We start from the raw sequence: 19,694 nt of genomic DNA, 5'->3' as shown, positions 1-19,694 counted from the left end.
GAGTGAGGGCGGATTCGACTGGCTGAACTATGGAACCATCCACGGTCAAGAGCTGTTCTGCTGGCGGGGAAGGTGCGGGCCGGTCTGCCCCGGCGCGTCCCTTGACGCCCATGATGCAGCAGTATCACGAGGCCAAGGCACGCCATCCCGACGCGGTGCTGTTTTTCCGCAATGGCGATTTTTACGAATTGTTCGAGGATGACGCCTATCTGGGGCACAAGGTTCTGGGTCTGACCCTGACCCGCCGCGATAAAGAGATTCCCATGGCCGGGGTGCCTGTCAACCATCTGGAGCGCTACCTGGGGCAACTGCTCAAGGCGGGCTACCGGGTAGCGGTGTGCGAGCAGATGGAGGAGGCCGACCCGAAGAAAAAGCTGATTCCCCGCGCGGTGACCCAGGTGGTTACTCCCGGCACCATCACCGACGAAGGCTTGCTCGATCCGCGCACGCCGAATCATCTGGCCGCGGTGGTTGGCGGCGGGACGCCCCAGGCGCCGCTCTACGGCCTGGCTTGGGTCGAACTGACCACGGGTACCTTCGCGGCGTTGGACCTGCCCCCTTGTCGCCTGGCCGACGAATTGGGCCGGATCGCTGCGGCGGAAATTCTCTTTCCCGAATCGCTGGCTGAGGCCGTGCTGTCCCTGCCGGCTCCGGTCCTACCCCTGAGCCGCACCGCCCGCCCGGATTGGCAGTTCGCCCCGACCACTGCCTTGGCCGCGCTCAAGGAGCATTTCCGCGTGGCGACCTGTGCCGGCTTTGGCTTTGCCGACGACCAGCCCTGCTTGCGCGCCGCCGGCGCTTTGCTCCTATACCTGCGCGACACGCTCAAAGCCAACCTCCGCCAGTTGGGCCGGCTTCAGCCGTACCGTCCCGAAGAACGTCTGCTCCTCGATGAAGTCACCCGCCGCAGCTTGGAACTGACCCGTACCTTGCGGGACAATCAGCGCCACGGCTCGCTCCTGGCCGCCATCGACCGGACCCTCACTCCGATGGGGGCACGCTATCTCCACGATCAGCTTCTCGCCCCTCTGACCGACGCCCCGGCGATCGAAGACCGCCTCGATGCCGTCGAGGAATGGGTGCAGGATTCTCCCGGCCGACGGCAGCTCCGCGAAGCCCTCGCCCGCTGTGCCGACCTGCAACGTCTTACCAGCCGCATCGCCACCCTGCGCGCCACACCCCGTGATTTGGCCGCCATCGCCCGCACCCTCCGCCTGCTCCCCGACATCCAACCCTTGCTGGAAAACCGCCGCTCGGACCTGCTCCAGCGCTGCCGCCGTCAGCTCGATCTGTGCGCCGATCTGCGCCAGCGGCTCGAAAGCGCCCTGGTGGAGGAACCGCCCCTCTCCGCCAAGGAAGGCGGCCTGATCCGCCCCGGATTTTCCCCGGAACTCGACGAACTACGCCAGCTCAGCCGCGAAGGCAAAAACTGGATCGCCCGCTACCAGGCCCAGGAGATCGCCCGCACCGGCATTAGCAGCCTCAAGGTGGGGTACAATCAGGTCTTCGGTTACTACATCGAGATCACGCACGCCAACGCTTCCCGCGTCCCGCCGGACTACATCCGCAAGGGCACCCTGAAAAATGCCGAGCGCTACATCACCCCGGCCCTCAAGGAATACGAGGAAAAGGTGCTGACGGCGGAAGAGAAGGCCCGCGCTCTGGAAGCCCAACTATTCTCCGCCTTGCGGGAAGAGGCGGCCCAGTACATTCCCCGCCTGCAACAGACCGCGGAAACTCTGGCCCTGTTGGACTTCCTCGCGGCCCTGGCGGAACTGGCGGTCGAGCGCAATTACGTCCGGCCGGCCATCGTCGCCGAACCCATCTTGGATATCCGCGACGGGCGGCACCCCGTCCTGGAACAAACCCTTCCCCCTGGAACGTTTGTGCCCAACGATGTCCGTTGTGATGCCGAGCACGGCACCTTCTGGCTCATCACCGGCCCGAATATGAGCGGCAAAAGCACCTTCATCCGCCAGGTCGCTTTGCTGACCCTGCTCGCCCATATCGGCAGCTTTTTGCCGGCCCGCTCCGCCCGCATCGGCTTGACCGACCGCATTTTCACCCGCGTCGGAGCCAGCGATGAACTGAGCCGGGGCTACTCCACCTTCATGGTCGAAATGACCGAAGCGGCCAACATCCTCAACAACGCCACGCCGGCCAGCCTGGTCATCCTCGATGAGATTGGCCGCGGCACCAGCACCTACGACGGCATCTCCCTGGCCTGGGCCATTACGGAGCACCTCCACGACGCCATCGGCTGCCGCACTCTCTTCGCCACGCATTACCACGAACTGGCGCAACTGGCCCACACTCTGCCCCGACTGCGCAATTACAACGTCCTGGTCCGGGAAACCGACCGCGACGTCATCTTCCTCCATCGCATCGCCCCAGGACACGCCGACAAGAGCTACGGCATCCATGTCGCCCGCTTGGCCGGAGTGCCGGAACCGGTCCTCCAGCGTGCCGCAGAGGTGCTCCGCACCCTGGAATCCCGCCATGAGTTGCCCGCTCCTCAGCGCCGCCCCGCCGCCTCGATCGACCCGCCGGAAGGACCCCCGCGCCGCAAACACAAACTCAAACCTCTCGCCCCCACCGTCCCCCTCTTGTTCCCAGAAGCCGACCCGTCCGCGGAGCGGGAATCCCCCCCGCCTTCCGCCCCTGTACCATTCGCTTCGGACACTCCGTCCCCCTGATTTGCAACTGTGACGTATATATGACAATCCGTGTATAGCATATTGCATCATAATAATCGAAATCCTAATGAAACACGACTCTATTGGGAAGAAATAGGAGCTGGTTTAAGATGGAGGTTATGGCGCTGTGGGAGTTGGAAGGGCGGTATCTTTGGGTCTCAACTCGTGGGACTCAATTCACCGCTCAATCACCCCAGAGGAAGCAATTCGCGGGAAGACGGATACTCTATGCATGTGACAAAGCCGATTTGCACCGGTATGTCGCAGAGTGAATAACATATCGTTTCATTGCATCGATATGCCGCAGAGTGAATGGTGTGTCGATTGTGTGATGGATATGAAATGGTAGATGTGAAGAAATCCTATCCGAAGAGATAAGGCAACACACAGAAAACTTATCCCCTATTAACATGAAGGCGGCTGTGGAGGTGGGTCACAGCCGCCGTGGAGTTTTGAGGTTGGCTGGGGATGGCTGAGGCCGCCGGTCTGTAGGCAAGCCCCCTGGTTCTCACGGAGTTGTCAGGGGCCGTCAGCTTCGTGCCTTGGGGGGGAGCTTCCAGCCGCCGGGGACAGGAGCCGGTGAGACGGGCAGGCTCATGTCCATCGTCAGGTTCTTGGGGAAGTAGTCCTCATCGGCGGCCAAGGCGTCCTCCCAGCGGAGATTGCGACAGGCGTAGGCAGCATTGCGGCCCAGGATGGCGGTGAAGGTGGCATCGGTGACCGCCTGGAGTTCGTTGAGCGGTTTGCCCGTGGCGATGCTGGTGAGCAGGTCGATGTGCTCCTGCACGTAGGGGCTGATGTCGTCGTCAGCCACGCGCTTGCCGTTGATCTGGTATTGGTCAACCCGGCAACGGCCCTTGCTCCCGAAGACGGTTTCGGAGACGTCGGATTCGCCCGGCGTGTGGCGGCAGAAGGAATACATGCGGACGCCGTTTTTGTATTCGTACTCGACGGCGAAGTGATCCCAGATGTTGCCGACGTCTTTGGGATCACCAGCGGGACGGACCGTGCGGCCGCCCATGCCTACCGCCCGGATGGGATGATCGTTGAGCACCCAGTTGATCACGTCGAGGTTGTGGACATGCTGCTCGACGATATGGTCGCCACAGGTCCAGAGGAAGTGGTACCAGTTGTAAATCTGGTAGGCGGCGTCGGGCTGGCCGGGACGGCGATTGCGGAACCAGATGCCGGTGCCGTTCCAGGAGCAGCGGGCGGCGACGATGTCCCCGATGGCGCCGTCATGCAAACGGCGGATGGTTTCGATGTAACCTTTCTGGTGGCGGCGCTGCGTGCCGGCGACCACGGAGAGCTTCTGGGTGTTCGCCTTTTCGACGAGGGAGTAGCAGAGGCGGGCGCCGGCGGCATCGACGGCTACGGGCTTTTCGGTGAAGACGTGCTTGCCCGCGGCGAGGGCGGCGGCCAGGTGCTGGGGTCGGAAACCGGGCGGTGTGGCCAGAAGCACGATGTCCACGCCGGCGTTGATCACTTTCTGATAGGCGTCCAAGCCGTGGAAGGCGGTGTCTGGCGTTACCTTGATCTGCGCCCGGTAAGGGGCGAAGTTTTTGCTATTGGCGAAGTCGCGGAGGATGCGGTCGGTTTGCTCCTTGAAGGCGTCGCCGACGGCGACAATTTCGACCGCCGGGTTGTTCTTGAGTCGGGCCGAGGCTTCGAGGATGTCGCGAACCGCCCCTGTGCCTCGACCGCCGCAGCCGATCAAGCCGACACGCAGGGGCTGGCCATTGGCGGCGTAGAGACCCGCCGTGGTGCTGGCCAAGGTCAGACCGGCGACAGCACTGCTTTGCAGGAAGGTGCGACGAGTCGGTTCTGTCATGGGAAAGGCTCCTGTGGGAGTAGGACGAAGGATCATCCCTTCCTCAGTCCGCCTGAGGGAGGGGCCGGGGCCACGCTCATTCCGACCGTTTAACCACGCGGGGTTTGAGGTCGAGCAATTCCGGTTGTTCCTGTTCGGGTAAGACGACGCGGAAGCCGATGACGTCCATTTTCGTCAGCCACCAGATGCTCCGGGGTTCCTGGGGGTCGTGTTTCTGCCAGCTTTCCTCAGAGACCCGGCGGGCCGCACTGCGGCACCGTTCGGCTTTATCGGCCCAGGAACCGCCGCGGACCACATGGGACCACTTTTTGTCCGTCGGGGGTATCACCGGGCAGAGGTTCAAGGGTAGCTTAGCACGCCGGGCATACGCCTGGGGGTCGTATTGGTCCAGGGTCCATTCCCAGACATTGCCGTAGAGGTCATGCAAGCCGAAGGGGTTGGGTTTGCGGGTGCCGACTTTATGGGTACACCCTTTGGGCTTGTCCGGGTAGTCGGGATCGGGGGAATTGTCGGCATACCAGGCGTACTCGCCCAGTTGGCTGGCATCGCGGCCGAAGAACCAGGGCAGATCGCCTTTGCCCGCGCGGGCGGCGTATTCCCACTCGGCCTCGGTGGGCAGGCGGTAGGGCTTGCCCGTTTTGCGCCGGAGCCATTCGCAATACACCATCGCCGCGTGATGCGTCATGCAGATGACGGGATGCCCTTCGCGGCCATGTCCGTAGGTTTCATCGACGAAGGTGTTCGTGGGCCGGGTGACCTCTCCCACAGGCAGTCGGGCCGCCCGTTCATCATCGGCTTTGAGGAAATCCTCGTCGTACCAGAAGGCGTCCCACTGTTCCCAGGTCACCTCGCATTTTTGCATCCAGAAGTTGCCCACTTTGGCCCGATACTGCGGTCCCTCATTGTCCTGCCGTCCGGGTTCATCCGGGGGACTGCCGATGGTCACCTCTCCGCCGGGGACGAAGACCATCTCGAATTCGGCTTGCAACTGCTGTTTCTGCCCGCCGATGACCCGGTAGCTCTGGACACGTTCGACAAAGTTTTTGCGTTCCAGCTTGACCTTATAAATCGAGTGGTCGTAGGGCGGCGGGGCTTCCCGCGCTCGGCTGGCACTGAGTAAGACTGCGAGCAGTCCCAGCGCGGCGGCTCCGATCCCTACAATACTACGCATCACCATCATGAACTCCCGTTGTCTAAACCGTGGGGGTTGTCCACCCGTTCCGCCGGCGGAGGGGGATTCGCCATGCGGTTGACCACTCTAGGGTTTCTGGTTCCGTGGACTGTGCTGATCTGTATTCAGTGTAGCAATTGGGGGATCGAAGTGTCAGCCGTTTGGACGGCAGAAGCCAGAGTTGGTCCGGCGGGGGCGGGAGAGGAAAGCGGGCCGGTGGTAGGAAGCGGCGGTGAGCCGACGGCGGACCTAGACCAAGAAACGGCAGAGATCCCGCTCGCCGTGGCGCCAGTACCGCGGCTGTGGCAGCGCTTCAGTTTCGACTCCCAGCACATGGGGACGACGTTCCGGATCATCCTCTATGCCACGGAGGAGGAGGTGGCGCGCCGGGCCGCTCAGGCCGCCTTCAACCGCATTGCCGCTCTGGACGAGATCATGAGCGATTACAAATCCACGAGCGAGCTGATGCGGCTGTGCCAGGCCTTTGCCACGGAGGTGGGGCCGCCGGTGCGCGTCAGCGACGATCTGTTTACCGTTCTGACGGCGGCGGAGCGCTTGTCCCGCCGGTCGGAGGGGGCCTTCGATGTCACAGTCGGCCCGCTGTCACTGCTGTGGCGCCATGCCCGTCGAACGCAGGAGTTGCCCGCGCCGCAGGAACTGGCGGCGGCCCGTGCCAAGGTCGGCTACGACAAAGTCCGGCTCGATCCGGTGCGCCAGACGGTGCAACTGACCGTGCCAGGGATGCGCCTGGACCTGGGGGGAATTGCCAAGGGATACGCGGCGGATCAAGCCTTACAACTGTTGCGGGAGGAATATGGACTATCCCGTGCTCTGGTGGCGGCCTGGGGGGACATCGCCTGCGGAGACCCGCCGCCGACGGAAACGGCTTGGCGCGTCCAGATCGCCCCCATCGCCGCTGCGCACAAACCTCGCTTCCTGAATCTGAGTCAGGCGGCCGTTTCCACCAGCGGGGACCTGGAACAATTCGTGGTCATCGGCGGCGTGCGCTACTCCCACGTCCTGGACCCGCGCACCGGCATGGGACTCACCGGACGGCGCAGTGTCACCGTGATCGCACCGCGCGGCATCGATGCCGACAGCCTGACCAAAGCCGTCAGCGTCCTGCCGGTGGAACAGGCCCTGCGTTTGATCGCCGAGACACCGGGGGCGGCGGCCTACATCGCCCTGCTCGACGAAGCCACGGGAGAAGTCCGCGAGATTGCCTCCCCGCGCTTCGCCCAATTTCTGGCAGAACCGGATAAGAAGTGACGCCGAGACCGCAAGCCGTTCGTGATGGCGAGCTGCTCGCGCCCCTTGTTCCCGGTCGTCGCTTTCTTCCCAAAGCAGCCCCTTGTTCCCAACCGGAGCCTTGTTCCCAGTCGCCGCCTTGTTCCTAACGGTGGGGTGGGGAATCTGGCCCAATTAGATATTGAGGTGGGGAGAATCCGACCTACACCGGCTAGCCTGGGAGTGGGGCCGTCGGGTATGCTTATGTTCAGAATGGTCTCCTTCCCTTTTCCTCGTGCGATACGGAGGAAAGTCCCATGAATCGGCGGGAAGCACTCTCGGCGACGGCGGCGGCGGTGGTGGCAGGGGAACCGCTGGCGCGGCTGCTGGCGGTGGAATCCTCGCGCGGCTTCTATGCCAATGATCAATTGCAGATCGGCCTGATCGGGGTTGGTGGCCGCTGCCGGCATCTCGTCCGCTCGTTCCCGGCATTGCCCAATGTGCGGATCACCGCCGTCTGCGATGTCTGGGATGCCGCCCTGGACGCGGGCCGGAAGCTGGCCGATCCCAAGGCTCTGGCTACCCGCCGCCATGAGGAGTTGCTCGCGCGCAAAGATGTCGATGCCGTGCTCATCTGCACCCCGGACCACTGGCACGTCCCGCTGACTATCGCCGCCTGCGAGGCCGGCAAGGATGTCTATGTCGAAAAACCGCTGACCCACAAGCCGGAGGAAGGCCCCGCGGTCATCGCCGCTCAGAACAAGTATCGCCGCAAAGTCCAAGTCGGCACCCAGCACCGCAGCATGACCCACCTGATCGAAGCCCGCCGCCTGCTCCGCGAAGGGATCATTGGCACCGTCCACAAAGTCCAGTGCACTTGGAACCGCAACGCGCCCCGTGCCCAACGCTACAAGGACACCCTCGATCCCCGCACCGTCGATTGGAAGCGGTTCCTCGGCAACGCCCCCGATCAGCCCTTCGACCCTTACAAGTTCCGCCAATGGCGCTGGTTCTGGGACTTCGGCGGCGGCCTCTTCACCGACCTCATGGTCCACTGGATCGACACCGTGGACTGGTTCCTCGATGTGGGCGAACCGGCGGAAGCGGTCAGCATCGGCGACTACTTCTCCGCTCAGGGGGTCTGGGAAACGCCCGATACGGTGCAAACCCTCCTGCGCTACCCCCACAAGCAGCTCCAGGTCCACTTCGAGGGGACCTTCAGCAGCAACCGCCTCGGCTCCATGTGCGAATTCCGCGGCACGGAAGGCACCTTGTACGTGGACCGCGGACGCTACGAAATCATCCCCGATCGCGGCAAAAATCGGCCCGAACCCCGACAGGTGATCCTCGGCGCCGGACCCAAAGGACTCGACTTCTACGACAAACCCGACGGCGAGTTGCTCCACCTGACCCAGTGGATCGAATGCATCCGGGACCGGAGCAAGTCCCCGGCCTGCCCCGCAGAAGCGGGCGTGCGAGCGGCGGCGGCGGCCCACAAAGCCAACCGCGCCTTGCCCATGTTCCCCAAAAAGGCCCGGTGAAAGACTTAGAAGGCCTGCGCTAGCAAACCGGCGGGGAAACTTCCCACCTTCGGACGCGATGAAGCGGTTCCTCCCTCAGCGGTCCCGAACCGCCGCATGACACGGCAGCCCTGACGATGAAACAACGCTTTGACCGCCGCTATGAACGATCCTGGACGTATCTGATGCGCTCCTTCCAGAGTCTGCCGCCGACGGCGCAGATGGTGGTGCTGCTGGTGCTGCTCGTAGGGCTGCTCATCGCCTACCTGCTGGGTTCGCGGCCTTCCGCTTCTCCCGATGGCCCCGGCCCGGCATCCCAAGGCGGCACGGCCACCGGCGACATTCTCCTCTGCCTGTGGAACTTCGAGAACCTCTTCGATGATCAGGATGACGCCCGCCGGCCCGTCGATGAAGAATACGACAACTGGTTCGCCCGCCAGCCCGACGTCCGCCAGCTCAAGTATCAGCGCCTCGCCGAGGTCTTGCTCCGCTTCGGCGGGGGTCGCGGGCCGGACATCATCGCCGGCAATGAAGTGGAAAGCCGGCGCGCAGCGGAGCTGCTCCGCGACGAACTCAACCGCCGCCTCCCCCCCGAGGCCCCGCCGTATGAACACATCGCCATGCTGGAGCTGCGGGATGCGGGCCGGCACATCGCGCCCTGCCTGATTTCCCGCTTTCCCCTGCGCCAGGCGCAACTTCTGGGCCGCCGCCAGCGCATCCTGGAAGTCATCGCCACCGCCAACGGCCACGACCTGGTGGTCATCAATTCCCATTGGACCTCGCAACTGTCCGACAAAGGGGATGATCCCCAGCGGGGCCGCGGTGCTTACGCCTCCACCATCGCCCAGCGCTGCCGCCACTGGTTCCAGCAGCAGCCTCGGATCGATCTCCTCCTCTGCGGCGACTTCAATACCACTCCCGATGATCCCCTTCTGGAACAGCAGCTTGGCGTCCTCCCCTATCCGCCTCCCCAGACTGATGCGGACACTCCCCGCCTCGTGGGGTTGCTCCGGGGCAAAGCTCCAGACGCCTTCGGCACGCATTTTTTCACCGGCCGCCTGGCGGATGGGCGGCACTTCTCCGGCCCCCTGATCTACGATCAGATCGTCGTCTCCACGGGACTGCTGGACACTCTGGCGTGGTCCTGCCTGCCGGAAACGCTGCAAGTGCCAGCGGACGGCCTGATCCGCCCCGGCAGCCGCGGGCGCCGCCCCTGGCGCTTCGGCTCCCCCGGCGATGATCCCTTCGGCCGCGGCTACAGCGACCACCTTCCTGTCCTCCTCACCCTCCGCGTGCAACCGCCGCCCTGATTTCGACCTGTCGGTTCTATCCTGGCCTCCGCCTCCTCGGTTCGCCGGTAACGGTTGGCCCGCGTTGCCCTCGCCTGCTGGGTGTAGCCGCTTTTCTGCCGCCGCTGCTATTCCCCTTGCCTGGGAGACCTTCGGCCCTATATAGTACCTGTGGCGATGTAAGGTACTCGTGGCGATTGTGCCTATCTTCAGGCGAGCACGCCAGACACACCACGTGGTTGGGGTTACCTTCAACCTCCTCCCGCAGACCACACCACCCTTTCCTTCCACGAGGAGGAGCAATGTCCACACCAACGCTCTTGGCCTTTTTCAATCTGGGCGGACCGGAAATCCTGCTCTTGATCATCCTGGGGATTCTGCTGTTCGGCCGCAAACTGCCGGAAGTGGCCCGTTCCCTCGGCAAAGCGACCGTCGAGTTCAAGCGAGGCATGCGCGGCCTGGAGGAAGAGATCAGTGAGACGCCGCAACCGCGCGGGGCGATCGAACCGGAACCAGTCAAGCCGCCGCAGCGGGTCACCCCCACGGCATCCAAGCCGACCTTCGACGATGCCCCGGCCCAACCCCCGACACCCTCCGTCCCCCCGCAGGTTTGATCCCCGCAGGTCTGATGCCGCTCACCTTCCAGGACTACGACTGCCCCTCTAGCTCCGCCGTCTTCTGCCGCCGAAGACCGAGGACCTCGACTATCGGCCTCGGCACGGTCGAGTCTTGAAAACTCCCCATTCCCTGCTCACAATGGGAATTCAAGCATCGCGCGGGGGTGGATTGGCCCACCGACAACTTCAGCCGTTACGAGCTGCCCCCAGCCATTTCTCTCGGGGAGAAGCCGACGATGATCAGGGCTTTCGCAATAGCGGTATGTTCGTGCGCTTGGGCCGGCTGGGCCGGCGCTGGAGAGAAGTCAGGAGAGCCGCCAAAAGCCACGACGCTTTCGGACCCCACAATTCGCTATGTGGTGCCCAAAAAGCCTTATGTGGTCCTGCGGCGGGGGCCGATCGAAGCGGTGATCGTCGACCACCGCGCCGTCGATGACGACGTACTGCCAGGCCATCAGGCCGGTTACAGCGGCCTGGCCAAGCTGACCCATACCCAGCGTAAGGATAATCTCTTCGTGCCGACTTATGCGGGCCTGAACTTCGAGCATATCATCGATGGCACGGCCCATCAGGATCGGGATCGGCTGTTTGAACCCCGCCGTTGGCCGATGGAACTCCGCCAGATCCATCCCCATATTGTGGAGCTGTACCAATCCCCCACTCCCACCTATGGTGTGGAAAGCTGCCAGCGGTTCGAGCTGCTCGACGACGGTGCCTTGCAATTGACCATCGAAGTCATCCCTCACAAAAAGGCCTTTCGCTTCGGCTACCTGGGGCTGTTTTGGGCCAGTTACATCCACCAGCCAGAAAACGGCGGGATTCACTTCCTCGGTTGGCCCAGCCGCTTGCTCCCACAAAACGGAGGGAAACCTCCGGCAGCCCCCGCCCAATGGATCCACAGCGTCAGCCCCGCGCATGGGAAATGGGCCACCCACTTGAGTGCGGAAGACCGCCGCGAGTTTCCCCGTCAGGAGCCATTCCCGCTGACGTTGGTCTTCAACCTGTCGGATTACCGCTATGCCGAGCCGTGGTACTTCGGTGTCAGCCACGGTATGGCCTTAGCCTTCGTGTTCCGCAAGGAGGATCAAGTCCGCTTCTCCCAATCTCCCTCCGGCGGCGGCAAAGGAAACCCTGCCTGGGATTTCCAGTTTCTGATACCCGATGTCCAGATCAAAAAGCGGTATCAGTTTGTCCTGCGGATCGTCTATCTGCCCTACGAATCGCCGCAACAGGTCCAAGCCGCCGTCGCCCGCCACCTCCGCGACCTGAATCCACGCTGATCCTCCCCACGGACTGGAGGATGACAAAATGGCGTCGCTCCCTTGAACCGTCGCTTTGGTAAAATTGAGAATAAAAAACCAAACCAACGGCTGAAAGAAGAGATCACACCATGCGCACGTTCGGGATGGTCATCCTGGGGTTGGGAATCGTCCTGCTGATCATGAGCATTTTCCCGGTGGCGAATGCCGAGACGGGGCGTGCTCTCCTGGGTTGGCTCGCCTGTATGGCTTTGGTGCCGCTGCCGATGATCGTGTTGGGCATCCTGCTCATCCGCCGGGCCGAGGATCGAACCAGGGCGCAGGCAGCCGCAGCGGAGACCGCCCTGGCAGAGCCTGGAACGCCGCCGACTCCAGCGTCGACGGGCATCCCGACCCCTGCCCCTGCGGATCCGGTCCGAGGTCTTCTGGCCCGTATCCAGATGTTTGATTTGAACCAGTTGAACTGGGTCGGCTGGCTTCTCTTCTTCGGAACATTGGGCTTTTTGAGGCTGATCATCTTCGTCGCCAGCGCCTTCCTGGACATGCAAAATTGGAGCCGGGGACAAAAGCGCTTCGCGGGCTTGCTTATGTTTCTGCTAACGGTTGGTTTTTTCGTCGCTGGGCAGCAATTGCTCCGCCTCCTGGGCATCTCGATCTTCCGCCGGACCTCCGAAGGCCAGACTCCGGCGACTCCGGAAGAAAAAAATGACCCGATTTGACTTTCCCATGTCAACGGAACATATTTATAGATAAGCATTTCCGGCGGCGGGAGAGAAAAAAAGGGAAAAATTTTTCCGCATCCGATTTGACTTCTGGAAATTTATGGTGCATATGTTCAGTAAAGGCGGGAAGCCGAGGTCGCGCAGTGGAGCGGACCGGCGAAACCGCCCACGGGCGGGGTTTCCCAGAGGTCAAAACCCCCCGACGAAAGGTTCGGGTGACAACTCCCAGGATTTCCAATTTCCAGAAGGAGGTGGGTCATGAGGGCAGCAGTGAAGGGGACGGCCAAGGCGAACGGTTCGGGGGCTGGACAGGTTCCTGAGACGGGCCGTGTGAGCCAGGAAACGCGAAGGACTGCCTCCGCCTGCCGCTGTGGACAAAAAAGACAAAAGAAAGGGGCGGGGGAATGGCCGGGCAAGGGATGCCTGTGTAACAACAGGGTAAAGAGCCAGAACTCTGCCGTAACAAGCGGGGTTTCCAGCAATGAGGGCGAAAAAGTTTTCCGTCGTGCCGGTCATGACCGGTGGGCGGAGGGATCCCCAAGGAGAAGTTGCCATGCGAGGTACGACAATGCCGATGGTCGGTTTGGGTCTGCTGCTCGGATGGCTGAGCGTCGCTGCGACCGCCGCTGCGGTGCAGGAACCCAAGGAGCCGAAAGAGGGACAGCGGAAAGGGACCGTTGTGGGTGTGGTCACGGCGAAGGGCGAGAATTGGATCGAGGTCAAGGCGGACGGGGAGGAGAAGGCCCGGCGGTATGTTCCCCACTGGCGTGGCGGTGCACCGGCTCAGGGCGGGGGGCCGGACAAGGCCATGGTGGCCCAGATTCGGGCGACACCGGTGGGAAGCCGGGTGCGCCTGGAATGGGAATTCGAGGAGCGTCCGAGGGTCGTGAAACTGGAGCTGCTCAAGAAAGCCGGGGAGCAACCCAAGGACAAGTCGAAGGAGCACGGCGTCAGCGAGCTGCAACGCTCCGGGACGGTCACGGGAGTGCTCCGTTCCAAGAAGGAGCAGGGCAAGAATGTCGTCCTGGAAGTCCAGGCGCCCGGCGAGGAAAAGGCTCGCTCCTACTTCGTCCAGTTCGACCCCAAAGTGCAGGGGCCGATCCCGGAAGTGCTGCAAGCAGTCCGGGCAGCGCCGGTCGGCTCCCAGGTCCATCTGGAATGGGCGGCCACGGGTCATGGCCCCGCGATCGTCCGCTTCCAGGTCCTGCGCACGGGCGAGAGGAAGTAAGCCCTCGCGGACAAACGTCGGAGAAGCTTCGGGAACCGGGCGCGGCAGGAAAGGTTCCCGGAGATGGTGTGTTCCTGGGTTCAATGCGAAGTGTTCGGAGTGGTAAGCATCATGATGGCGATGAGCTGGCTGTGGATCGGCGTGTTAGCTTCAAGCGGAGCGTCCAATGTGCAGAAGCTGGACCCAGCCCGGTACGGCTGGTTTTCGGATTACGAGGCGGCCCGGGCCGAAGCCCGCCGGAGCGGCAAGCCGATCTTCCTGGTGTTCCGTTGCGAGCCGTGACTGGACTGCGCGGAGTTCGACGCACAGGTGGTGCGTCTGCCGAAAGAGATTCGGGATGTGGCGGAGCGGTTCATTCGCGTGCGTCTGATCAAGATTGCCGGGATGGACCTGCGGCGCTTCGAGTTCGACTATGATGTGACCTGGTACGCCTTTTTCCTCAACGCGGATGAGACGATCTATGGCCGCTATGGGGGGCGTGACGCCTCCGATAGTGAGGGGCGCTTGTCCCTGGCGGGCTTGCGCTATGCCCTGGAACGGGCGCTGGAGAAGCACCAGCAGCCGCCCCCCGCTGTGCGGCTGAGCGGTCCTCCCGTGCGGCCCGAGGACTATCCCGCCGCCCGCCGCCATCGCGGCTGCATCCACTGCCATAATGTCAACGAGTTCCGCCGCGCTGCGGAACAGGCCGCCGGCACGTGGGACCGGGACAGCATTTGGTCCTATCCCTTGCCGGAGAATATCGGGATCGTGTTGCACAAGGACCAAGGCGATTTGGTCCAGGCGGTACAACCTCGCTCGCCGGCAGCCGAGGCCGGCTTGCAAGCGGGGGATCGCCTCGTGCAGCTCAACGGTTATTCCGTTGCCTCCTTCGCCGATGCCTCCTATGCCCTGCACAAAGCCCCGAAGCAGGGAAGCATCCCGGTGATCTGGAAGCGAGGCGAGCGGCAGTTCTCCGCGACGCTCAAACTGCCCCCCGGCTGGCGGAAAACCAACATCACGTGGCGCCCCTCGCTGCTAGACATCCTTCCCTCGCTCCCCGTGGTCGGCGATGATCTGACGCCGGAGGAAAAGAGAGCCTTGGGACTACCCGCCAATCAAGCCGCTCTGCGACAACAGCAGCGGGTGCATGAAAGTCTCGAACGGATCGGGCTGCGGGGAGGCGATATTCTCATCGGCATCGACGGCCAAACCTTCCAGGGAGGCGGAGAGCTGTTGCTGGCCCACGTGCGACGCAATTACCTCGTGGGGGATACGATCACCCTGAATATCCTGCGCAACGGCCAACGTCTCCATTTGCGCTACACCTTGAAATAGTTCCGTCTCCGAACTGCACACGCCCTTGATGGGACCGCTTGGGCTGCAAGAACGGAGGCCAGCGGCGGAGGCTGGACCTTGCCTCTTGCCGGCTGCGCTTGTCGGACGCACACTGGAGATGCCGGACGGCTTGCGGGACATGGAGGGTGATTCGCGGGGCGACTTTCCCTCATCTGGTTTTGCCACGGAGGATGGATCATGCGATACGGCAACAGTCGGCGGATGCGGAAACAATTCCAGCGATTGCCCGCTGCGTGGCTGGCCATCGGCCTGGCGTGGATCGGCGGGATGGCCTTGGGTTGGCAGCAGCCAGTACCTTCTGGACAGGAACAACCGAAAAGCCCTGGGACGGCAGCAGTGGGCGCTCCAGGAGCCAGTAACAAGCAGTATCAGGCCTTTGTCCTGCGCGAGGCGGCAGAGAAACGGAGCCAGGATCGGGTCCCTACAACCCGTGCGGAATGGGAGAAGCAAGCGGCCGAGATACGCCGGCGGCTCTACGAGGCGTGGGGTGGGGCCGCCTGTTTTGTGACGCCGCCTTGTCCCCTGGAACCGCAGCAGCACGGCGAGCCGCTCCGGCGGGAAGGTTACACCGTGGAAAAGATCAGCTTCCAAACTCGCCCCGGCGTGCGGATGACCGCCAACCTGTACATTCCCGACGCCGCCCGGAAGAAACCTGCACCGGCGATCCTGATGGTCCACGGACATTGGCGGCTGGCCAAGCAGGAGCCCACGGTTCAGATGCGGTGTATCGGTGCTGCCAAGTTGGGCTTTGTGGTGCTATGTGTGGACGCCTTCGGTGCTGGCGAACGCGGCATCGGCACGGCGCTGGGCGAATACCACGGCGAGATGACGGCGGCGACCCTTCTGCCCTCCGGCCTGACCCTCTGCGGTTTGCAGGTGTATGAGAACATGCGCGCCGTCGATTATCTGGAAACTCGCCCGGAGGTGGATAAATCCCGCATCGGCATCACCGGAGCCAGTGGCGGGGGAAACCAAACGATGTATGCCGCGGCGTGGGACACCCGCTTGCGCTGTGCGGTGCCGGTCTGCTCCGTGGGAAACTACCAGGCTTACCTTCACACCGCCTGCTGCATGTGCGAAGTGGTGCCAGGAGCCTTAAGCTGGACCGAAGAATGGGCTGTGCTGGCCTTGATCGCACCGCGACCGCTCATGGTCATCAATGCTGCCAAAGATAGTATCCAATTCTCCCCCGGCGAGGCGAAAAAATCCCTGGCACGCGTCGCACCCGTGTACCAGCTTTACGGCCAGGCGGACCGCCTGCGGCATGTGATTTTCGATGAAGGACACGGTTATAGCAAAGCGATGCGGGAAGCGATGTACGGCTTTATGTGCCTGCACCTCAAAGGAGAAGGAGATGGCAGTCCGATTCCTGAACCGCCTGCCACACCCGAAAAACCGGAAGACCTCCGCTGCTATCCGAATGACACCCGGCCCAAGGAATTTGTGACGGTCCCGAAACTGGCCTTCCAGGAGGCTCGGCGAGCGGTGGAGGCAGCCGATCAGCGGCTACAAGCCGGTAAGTGGGACGAGGCACGGGGGTGGTTGCAGCGTTGGCTTGAAGAGGAAAGTCGAGCCTGTGGCGGAAAGCTGCATCCTCAGGTCGAGAAACATGCCGACGGGAGCCGCACTGTCCAGTGGCAACCTGCCCCTGGCATCACCTTGACAGCGCGGCTGGAATCCGGAAAGTCCCAGGTGATTGTGATGCTCCTGCATATGGATGGCGCCCAGGCTGCCCGGCAGAGCCAGCTATACCACCTGGCCCAGCGTTCCGGTTTGCGCGTGGTGACCCTGGATTTGCGCGCGACCGGACCCTTGGCGCCAGAACGCAATCGCGTAGGCCGGGCGGTCGATCATAATGCCGCCCAGTGGGGCCTATGGCTGGGCCGGCCGCTCTTCCAGCAATGGCTGTGGGATATCCACTCCCTGGTACGGGTCCTGCGGGACATGGGGGAGGTCGCCGAACGCAGCATTCTCTACGTGGGAGAGGGGCCAGCGGGGCTACTGGCTCTGGCCGCTGCTGCCGTCAGTCAGGATGGCGTGGAGTACGGAGCCGCCGCTGTCAACAGTCCTGTCACCCTGATGACCGATCGCCCTTACGAGAATTTCCGCCTTGGCCTGATCGTACCGGGCTTGTTCCGCATGTGCGGCGATGTGCCTCACCTGGCAGCCCTCGCGCGGATCACCCCCTTGGCCATCGCAGGGGGGACAGATCCGCAAGGCCGACCCCTGGGGAGTGCCGAAGTTCAAGCCGCCTACCGCCGCACCGTGGAAGCGGCCCAACGCGATAAGCAGGTCCAGCGGCGCATCATCTTCACTACCCCGGAGAAACTGTTTGTGGACCTCGGAGTAGCTACGGTCCAGGAGTTTACCAATCATCCCATCTTCGAGCCAGGGGCCAGATTGCAAGTCCTGAGTGCACCGGGAACCGCTGGCGAAGGACCGGCTTGGGACCCGCAATGGGGCGTACTTACCAGTGGCGCCAAAGGCATCTATCAGTGGACGCCGGATGGCCAGTCACGCCTCTGGAGGGAAAAAGCGGGCACTAATGGCCTGCTCTTCGACCGGGATGGCACCCTTGTCTGCTGTGAACCCGCCTTCCGCTCCGTCTCGCGCATCGACCGCCAGGGCAAACGGACCGTCCTGACCGATCGCTTCAACGGCAAGAAGTACAATCAGCCCAACGATCTCACTATTGATTCCCGTGGACGGATCTACTTTTCCGATCCCCGTTATGGCGACCGCTCAGATATGCAACAGCGGGACGAGCAGGGACGGACCATCGAAGGAGTTTACCGCATTGACCCGGATGGGAGCGTCCATCGCGTTCTGGGCCGAGAGGTCGAGCGTGCCAACGGCGTGCTGGTGTCGGCGGATGACCGCTATCTGTTCGTGGCCGACAACAACAACGATACGGTTGGCGGGGCACGCAAACTGTGGCGCTTCCGCCTTAAGCCCGACGGCACGGTGGAGCCGAAGAGCCAGAAACTGCTTTACGACTGGGGTCAAGGACGTGGTCCTGACGGGATCAAACAGGATGTGCAGGGCCGCCTCTATGTCGCCGCCGGTTTGAATCGGCCTCATCCCCCAGCCGAACCTGCAACCAATGTTCCGGGCGGCATCTATGTCATCGATCCAGCAGAGGGGCAACTCCTGGCATTCCTACCCGTTCCCACCGACGAAGTGACGAACTGCGCCTTTGGCGGCGACGACCGGCGTACCTTGTTCATCACCGCCGGCGGGATTCTCTACAGCATTCGTACCACGACACCTGGCCGAATCCTCTGGCCGCCTCGAAGTCGGGACTGACCTGGTCCTCGCTCTGGCGGCTGGCCTAACTTCAGCGTCCCCATCAACGGATGGGGTGTGAGTGTGCAATATGCAAGTTAATCATGGTAAATCCATTACCTGGTGATGAAGTCATGGTAATACACATGATTAATTTGGGTTTCAATATGTAAGGTAATAATAACAAGACAATCAGCAATTAAGATATTCCAAAGGGATAGACAAAACTGCTGAGCACGGAGATGATGGGAGGTGGAGCGACGGGGAGAGAGTCGCGGTTCCTGACGGGGCAGGAGTACTTCCAGAAAGATAGACAGACAGACAGCGGCAGTTCGTGAATATCGTGGATTACAGCCGGCGGAGAGAGCCACGGTGGAGGGACGGACCATGGGACCACGGGGCAAGCCGGGATTTACTCTGATTGAGCTATTGGTGGTGATTGCGATTATCGCCATCCTTATTGGACTGCTCCTACCGGCTGTGCAGAAGGTGCGTGAAGCTGCATCGCGGATGACCTGCGCCAACAACTTGAAGCAATTGGCCTTAGCCCTGCATAGTTACCACGACAGTAACGAACGTTTACCCGGAGCTGTCGAGCAAGGAGGTGGCCGTTACAGTTCGCTGTTCGTGGAGGTTCTGCCTTACATTGAGCAGGACCCACTTTACAAGCAGTGGGATTTCACGACACCGTTGACGAATGGAACCACGGGCCGGTCTGCCACGCGGATTAAGGTTTACCTCTGTCCGAGTCATCCAGAGGCGGATCGCACGATAACCCTCGGCAGCGGAGCGTATGCCTTCACGACTTATGGTGGCAACGGCGGAACCCGGCCCTTTCCGCCGGCACTCTCGCCCGTAGACGGGGTGTTTCACACCACAGGGCCTGGTTCGCAACCAGTACCGAATCAACGGGGCGTGAAGTTGGAACACATCAAGGATGGGACGAGCAACACGCTGATGCTGGGGGAGCGGATCATTGGGGATGGTAATCTGGACACGTTTTTGGGGGCGTGGTCTGCCGGGGTCATAACTCCGCCGCCAGACCCTCCGCTGCAGAGCGTCGCCGCTTACGCCGTTTGGGCGCCGCCGCCGGGTCCCAACGCCGCGGGCGGGTTATTGGGAGCGACAGCGCCGATCAATTATCGGCATGGGACGATCTGGTCGCCGCCGGCTTCCCCCTTTCCCGGCGTACCACCGCCGCCTCCGCCGCCTGTTCCGTGGAGCACGCTCGGTCCCCAATGGTGGGCACGCTTGGCCGCCTACGGCAGCTTCCATCCCCACGGAGTCAATGTGGCTCTAGCGGATGGTTCCATCCGTTTCCTCTCGGCTACGACTTCACTGCCGACTCTGGCAGCTCTCAGCACGCGAGCCGCTGGTGATCTGGCCACTCTCGAATGACAGGTTAGCCAGAGGACGGTCAAGAAAGTTTGCCCAATACGCAGGGGTTGTGCCGAGAGCCGGTGATTCGGCATCAGTCCGCCTGACATTCGCTTGGCATGCAATGCATAGCAGCT

Annotated in this window: 13 protein-coding genes; 11 read left to right on the top strand and 2 right to left on the bottom strand. The window is 62.6% G+C overall.

The window, feature by feature from the left end; translation table 11 throughout:
• Nucleotides 1–29 precede the first annotated feature (29 nt).
• Entirely contained in the window at nucleotides 30–2,696 is a 2,667-nt protein-coding gene (gene mutS / locus H0921_RS11595; RefSeq protein ID WP_228499480.1) for a DNA mismatch repair protein MutS, read from the top strand.
• Between the two features lie 529 nt (nucleotides 2,697–3,225).
• Here mutS and H0921_RS11590 read toward each other — a convergent pair.
• Entirely contained in the window at nucleotides 3,226–4,527 is a 1,302-nt protein-coding gene (locus H0921_RS11590; RefSeq protein WP_194538247.1) for a Gfo/Idh/MocA family protein, read from the bottom strand.
• Nucleotides 4,528–4,603: 76 nt separating this feature from the next.
• Nucleotides 4,604–5,698 (bottom strand): formylglycine-generating enzyme family protein, encoded by a 1,095-nt coding sequence (locus tag H0921_RS11585; RefSeq protein WP_194538246.1) that lies wholly within the window; start codon nucleotides 5,696–5,698, stop codon nucleotides 4,604–4,606.
• A gap of 72 nt (nucleotides 5,699–5,770) precedes the next feature.
• Between H0921_RS11585 and H0921_RS11580 the strand changes: the two genes are divergently transcribed.
• The 10 genes from H0921_RS11580 to H0921_RS11530 all read left to right on the top strand — a co-directional run bounded on the left by H0921_RS11580 (nucleotide 5,771) and on the right by H0921_RS11530 (nucleotide 19,578).
• Nucleotides 5,771–6,967: an FAD:protein FMN transferase gene (locus tag H0921_RS11580; RefSeq protein ID WP_228499478.1), complete on the top strand. Its 1,197-nt coding sequence runs from the start codon at nucleotides 5,771–5,773 to the stop codon at nucleotides 6,965–6,967.
• 275 nt (nucleotides 6,968–7,242) lie between these two features.
• On the top strand, nucleotides 7,243–8,466 hold the full coding sequence (locus H0921_RS11575) for a Gfo/Idh/MocA family protein (protein ID WP_194538245.1): 1,224 nt from the start codon (nucleotides 7,243–7,245) through the stop codon (nucleotides 8,464–8,466).
• Nucleotides 8,467–8,582: 116 nt separating this feature from the next.
• Nucleotides 8,583–9,755 carry an endonuclease/exonuclease/phosphatase family protein gene (locus tag H0921_RS11570; protein ID WP_194538244.1) on the top strand — a complete coding sequence of 391 codons (1,173 nt, stop codon included), beginning with the start codon at nucleotides 8,583–8,585 and terminating at the stop codon, nucleotides 9,753–9,755.
• 281 nt (nucleotides 9,756–10,036) lie between these two features.
• The gene (locus H0921_RS11565) at nucleotides 10,037–10,348 is read left to right on the top strand and encodes a twin-arginine translocase TatA/TatE family subunit (protein ID WP_194538243.1); all 312 of its coding nucleotides are present in this window, start codon (nucleotides 10,037–10,039) and stop codon (nucleotides 10,346–10,348) included.
• A gap of 239 nt (nucleotides 10,349–10,587) precedes the next feature.
• Nucleotides 10,588–11,631, top strand: a complete 1,044-nt coding sequence (locus tag H0921_RS11560; RefSeq protein WP_194538242.1) for a hypothetical protein — start codon at nucleotides 10,588–10,590, stop codon at nucleotides 11,629–11,631.
• A gap of 110 nt (nucleotides 11,632–11,741) precedes the next feature.
• Nucleotides 11,742–12,329, top strand: a complete 588-nt coding sequence (locus tag H0921_RS11555) for a hypothetical protein (protein ID WP_194538241.1) — start codon at nucleotides 11,742–11,744, stop codon at nucleotides 12,327–12,329.
• Nucleotides 12,330–12,885: 556 nt separating this feature from the next.
• Nucleotides 12,886–13,560 (top strand): hypothetical protein, encoded by a 675-nt coding sequence (locus H0921_RS11550; protein ID WP_194538240.1) that lies wholly within the window; start codon nucleotides 12,886–12,888, stop codon nucleotides 13,558–13,560.
• Nucleotides 13,561–13,671: 111 nt separating this feature from the next.
• Nucleotides 13,672–14,874, top strand: a complete 1,203-nt coding sequence (locus H0921_RS11540) for a Trx7/PDZ domain-containing (seleno)protein (RefSeq protein WP_390622565.1) — start codon at nucleotides 13,672–13,674, stop codon at nucleotides 14,872–14,874.
• A 198-nt stretch (nucleotides 14,875–15,072) separates the two neighbouring features.
• Entirely contained in the window at nucleotides 15,073–18,201 is a 3,129-nt protein-coding gene (locus tag H0921_RS11535) for an SMP-30/gluconolactonase/LRE family protein (RefSeq protein ID WP_194538237.1), read from the top strand.
• 366 nt (nucleotides 18,202–18,567) lie between these two features.
• Nucleotides 18,568–19,578 carry a DUF1559 domain-containing protein gene (locus H0921_RS11530; RefSeq protein ID WP_194538356.1) on the top strand — a complete coding sequence of 337 codons (1,011 nt, stop codon included), beginning with the start codon at nucleotides 18,568–18,570 and terminating at the stop codon, nucleotides 19,576–19,578.
• Nucleotides 19,579–19,694: the final 116 nt, after the last annotated feature.

This window comes from Thermogemmata fonticola, assembly GCF_013694095.1.
Taxonomy (GTDB): Bacteria; Planctomycetota; Planctomycetia; order Gemmatales; family Gemmataceae; genus Thermogemmata; species Thermogemmata fonticola.
This window is presented reverse-complemented; position numbering and strand designations above follow the sequence as displayed.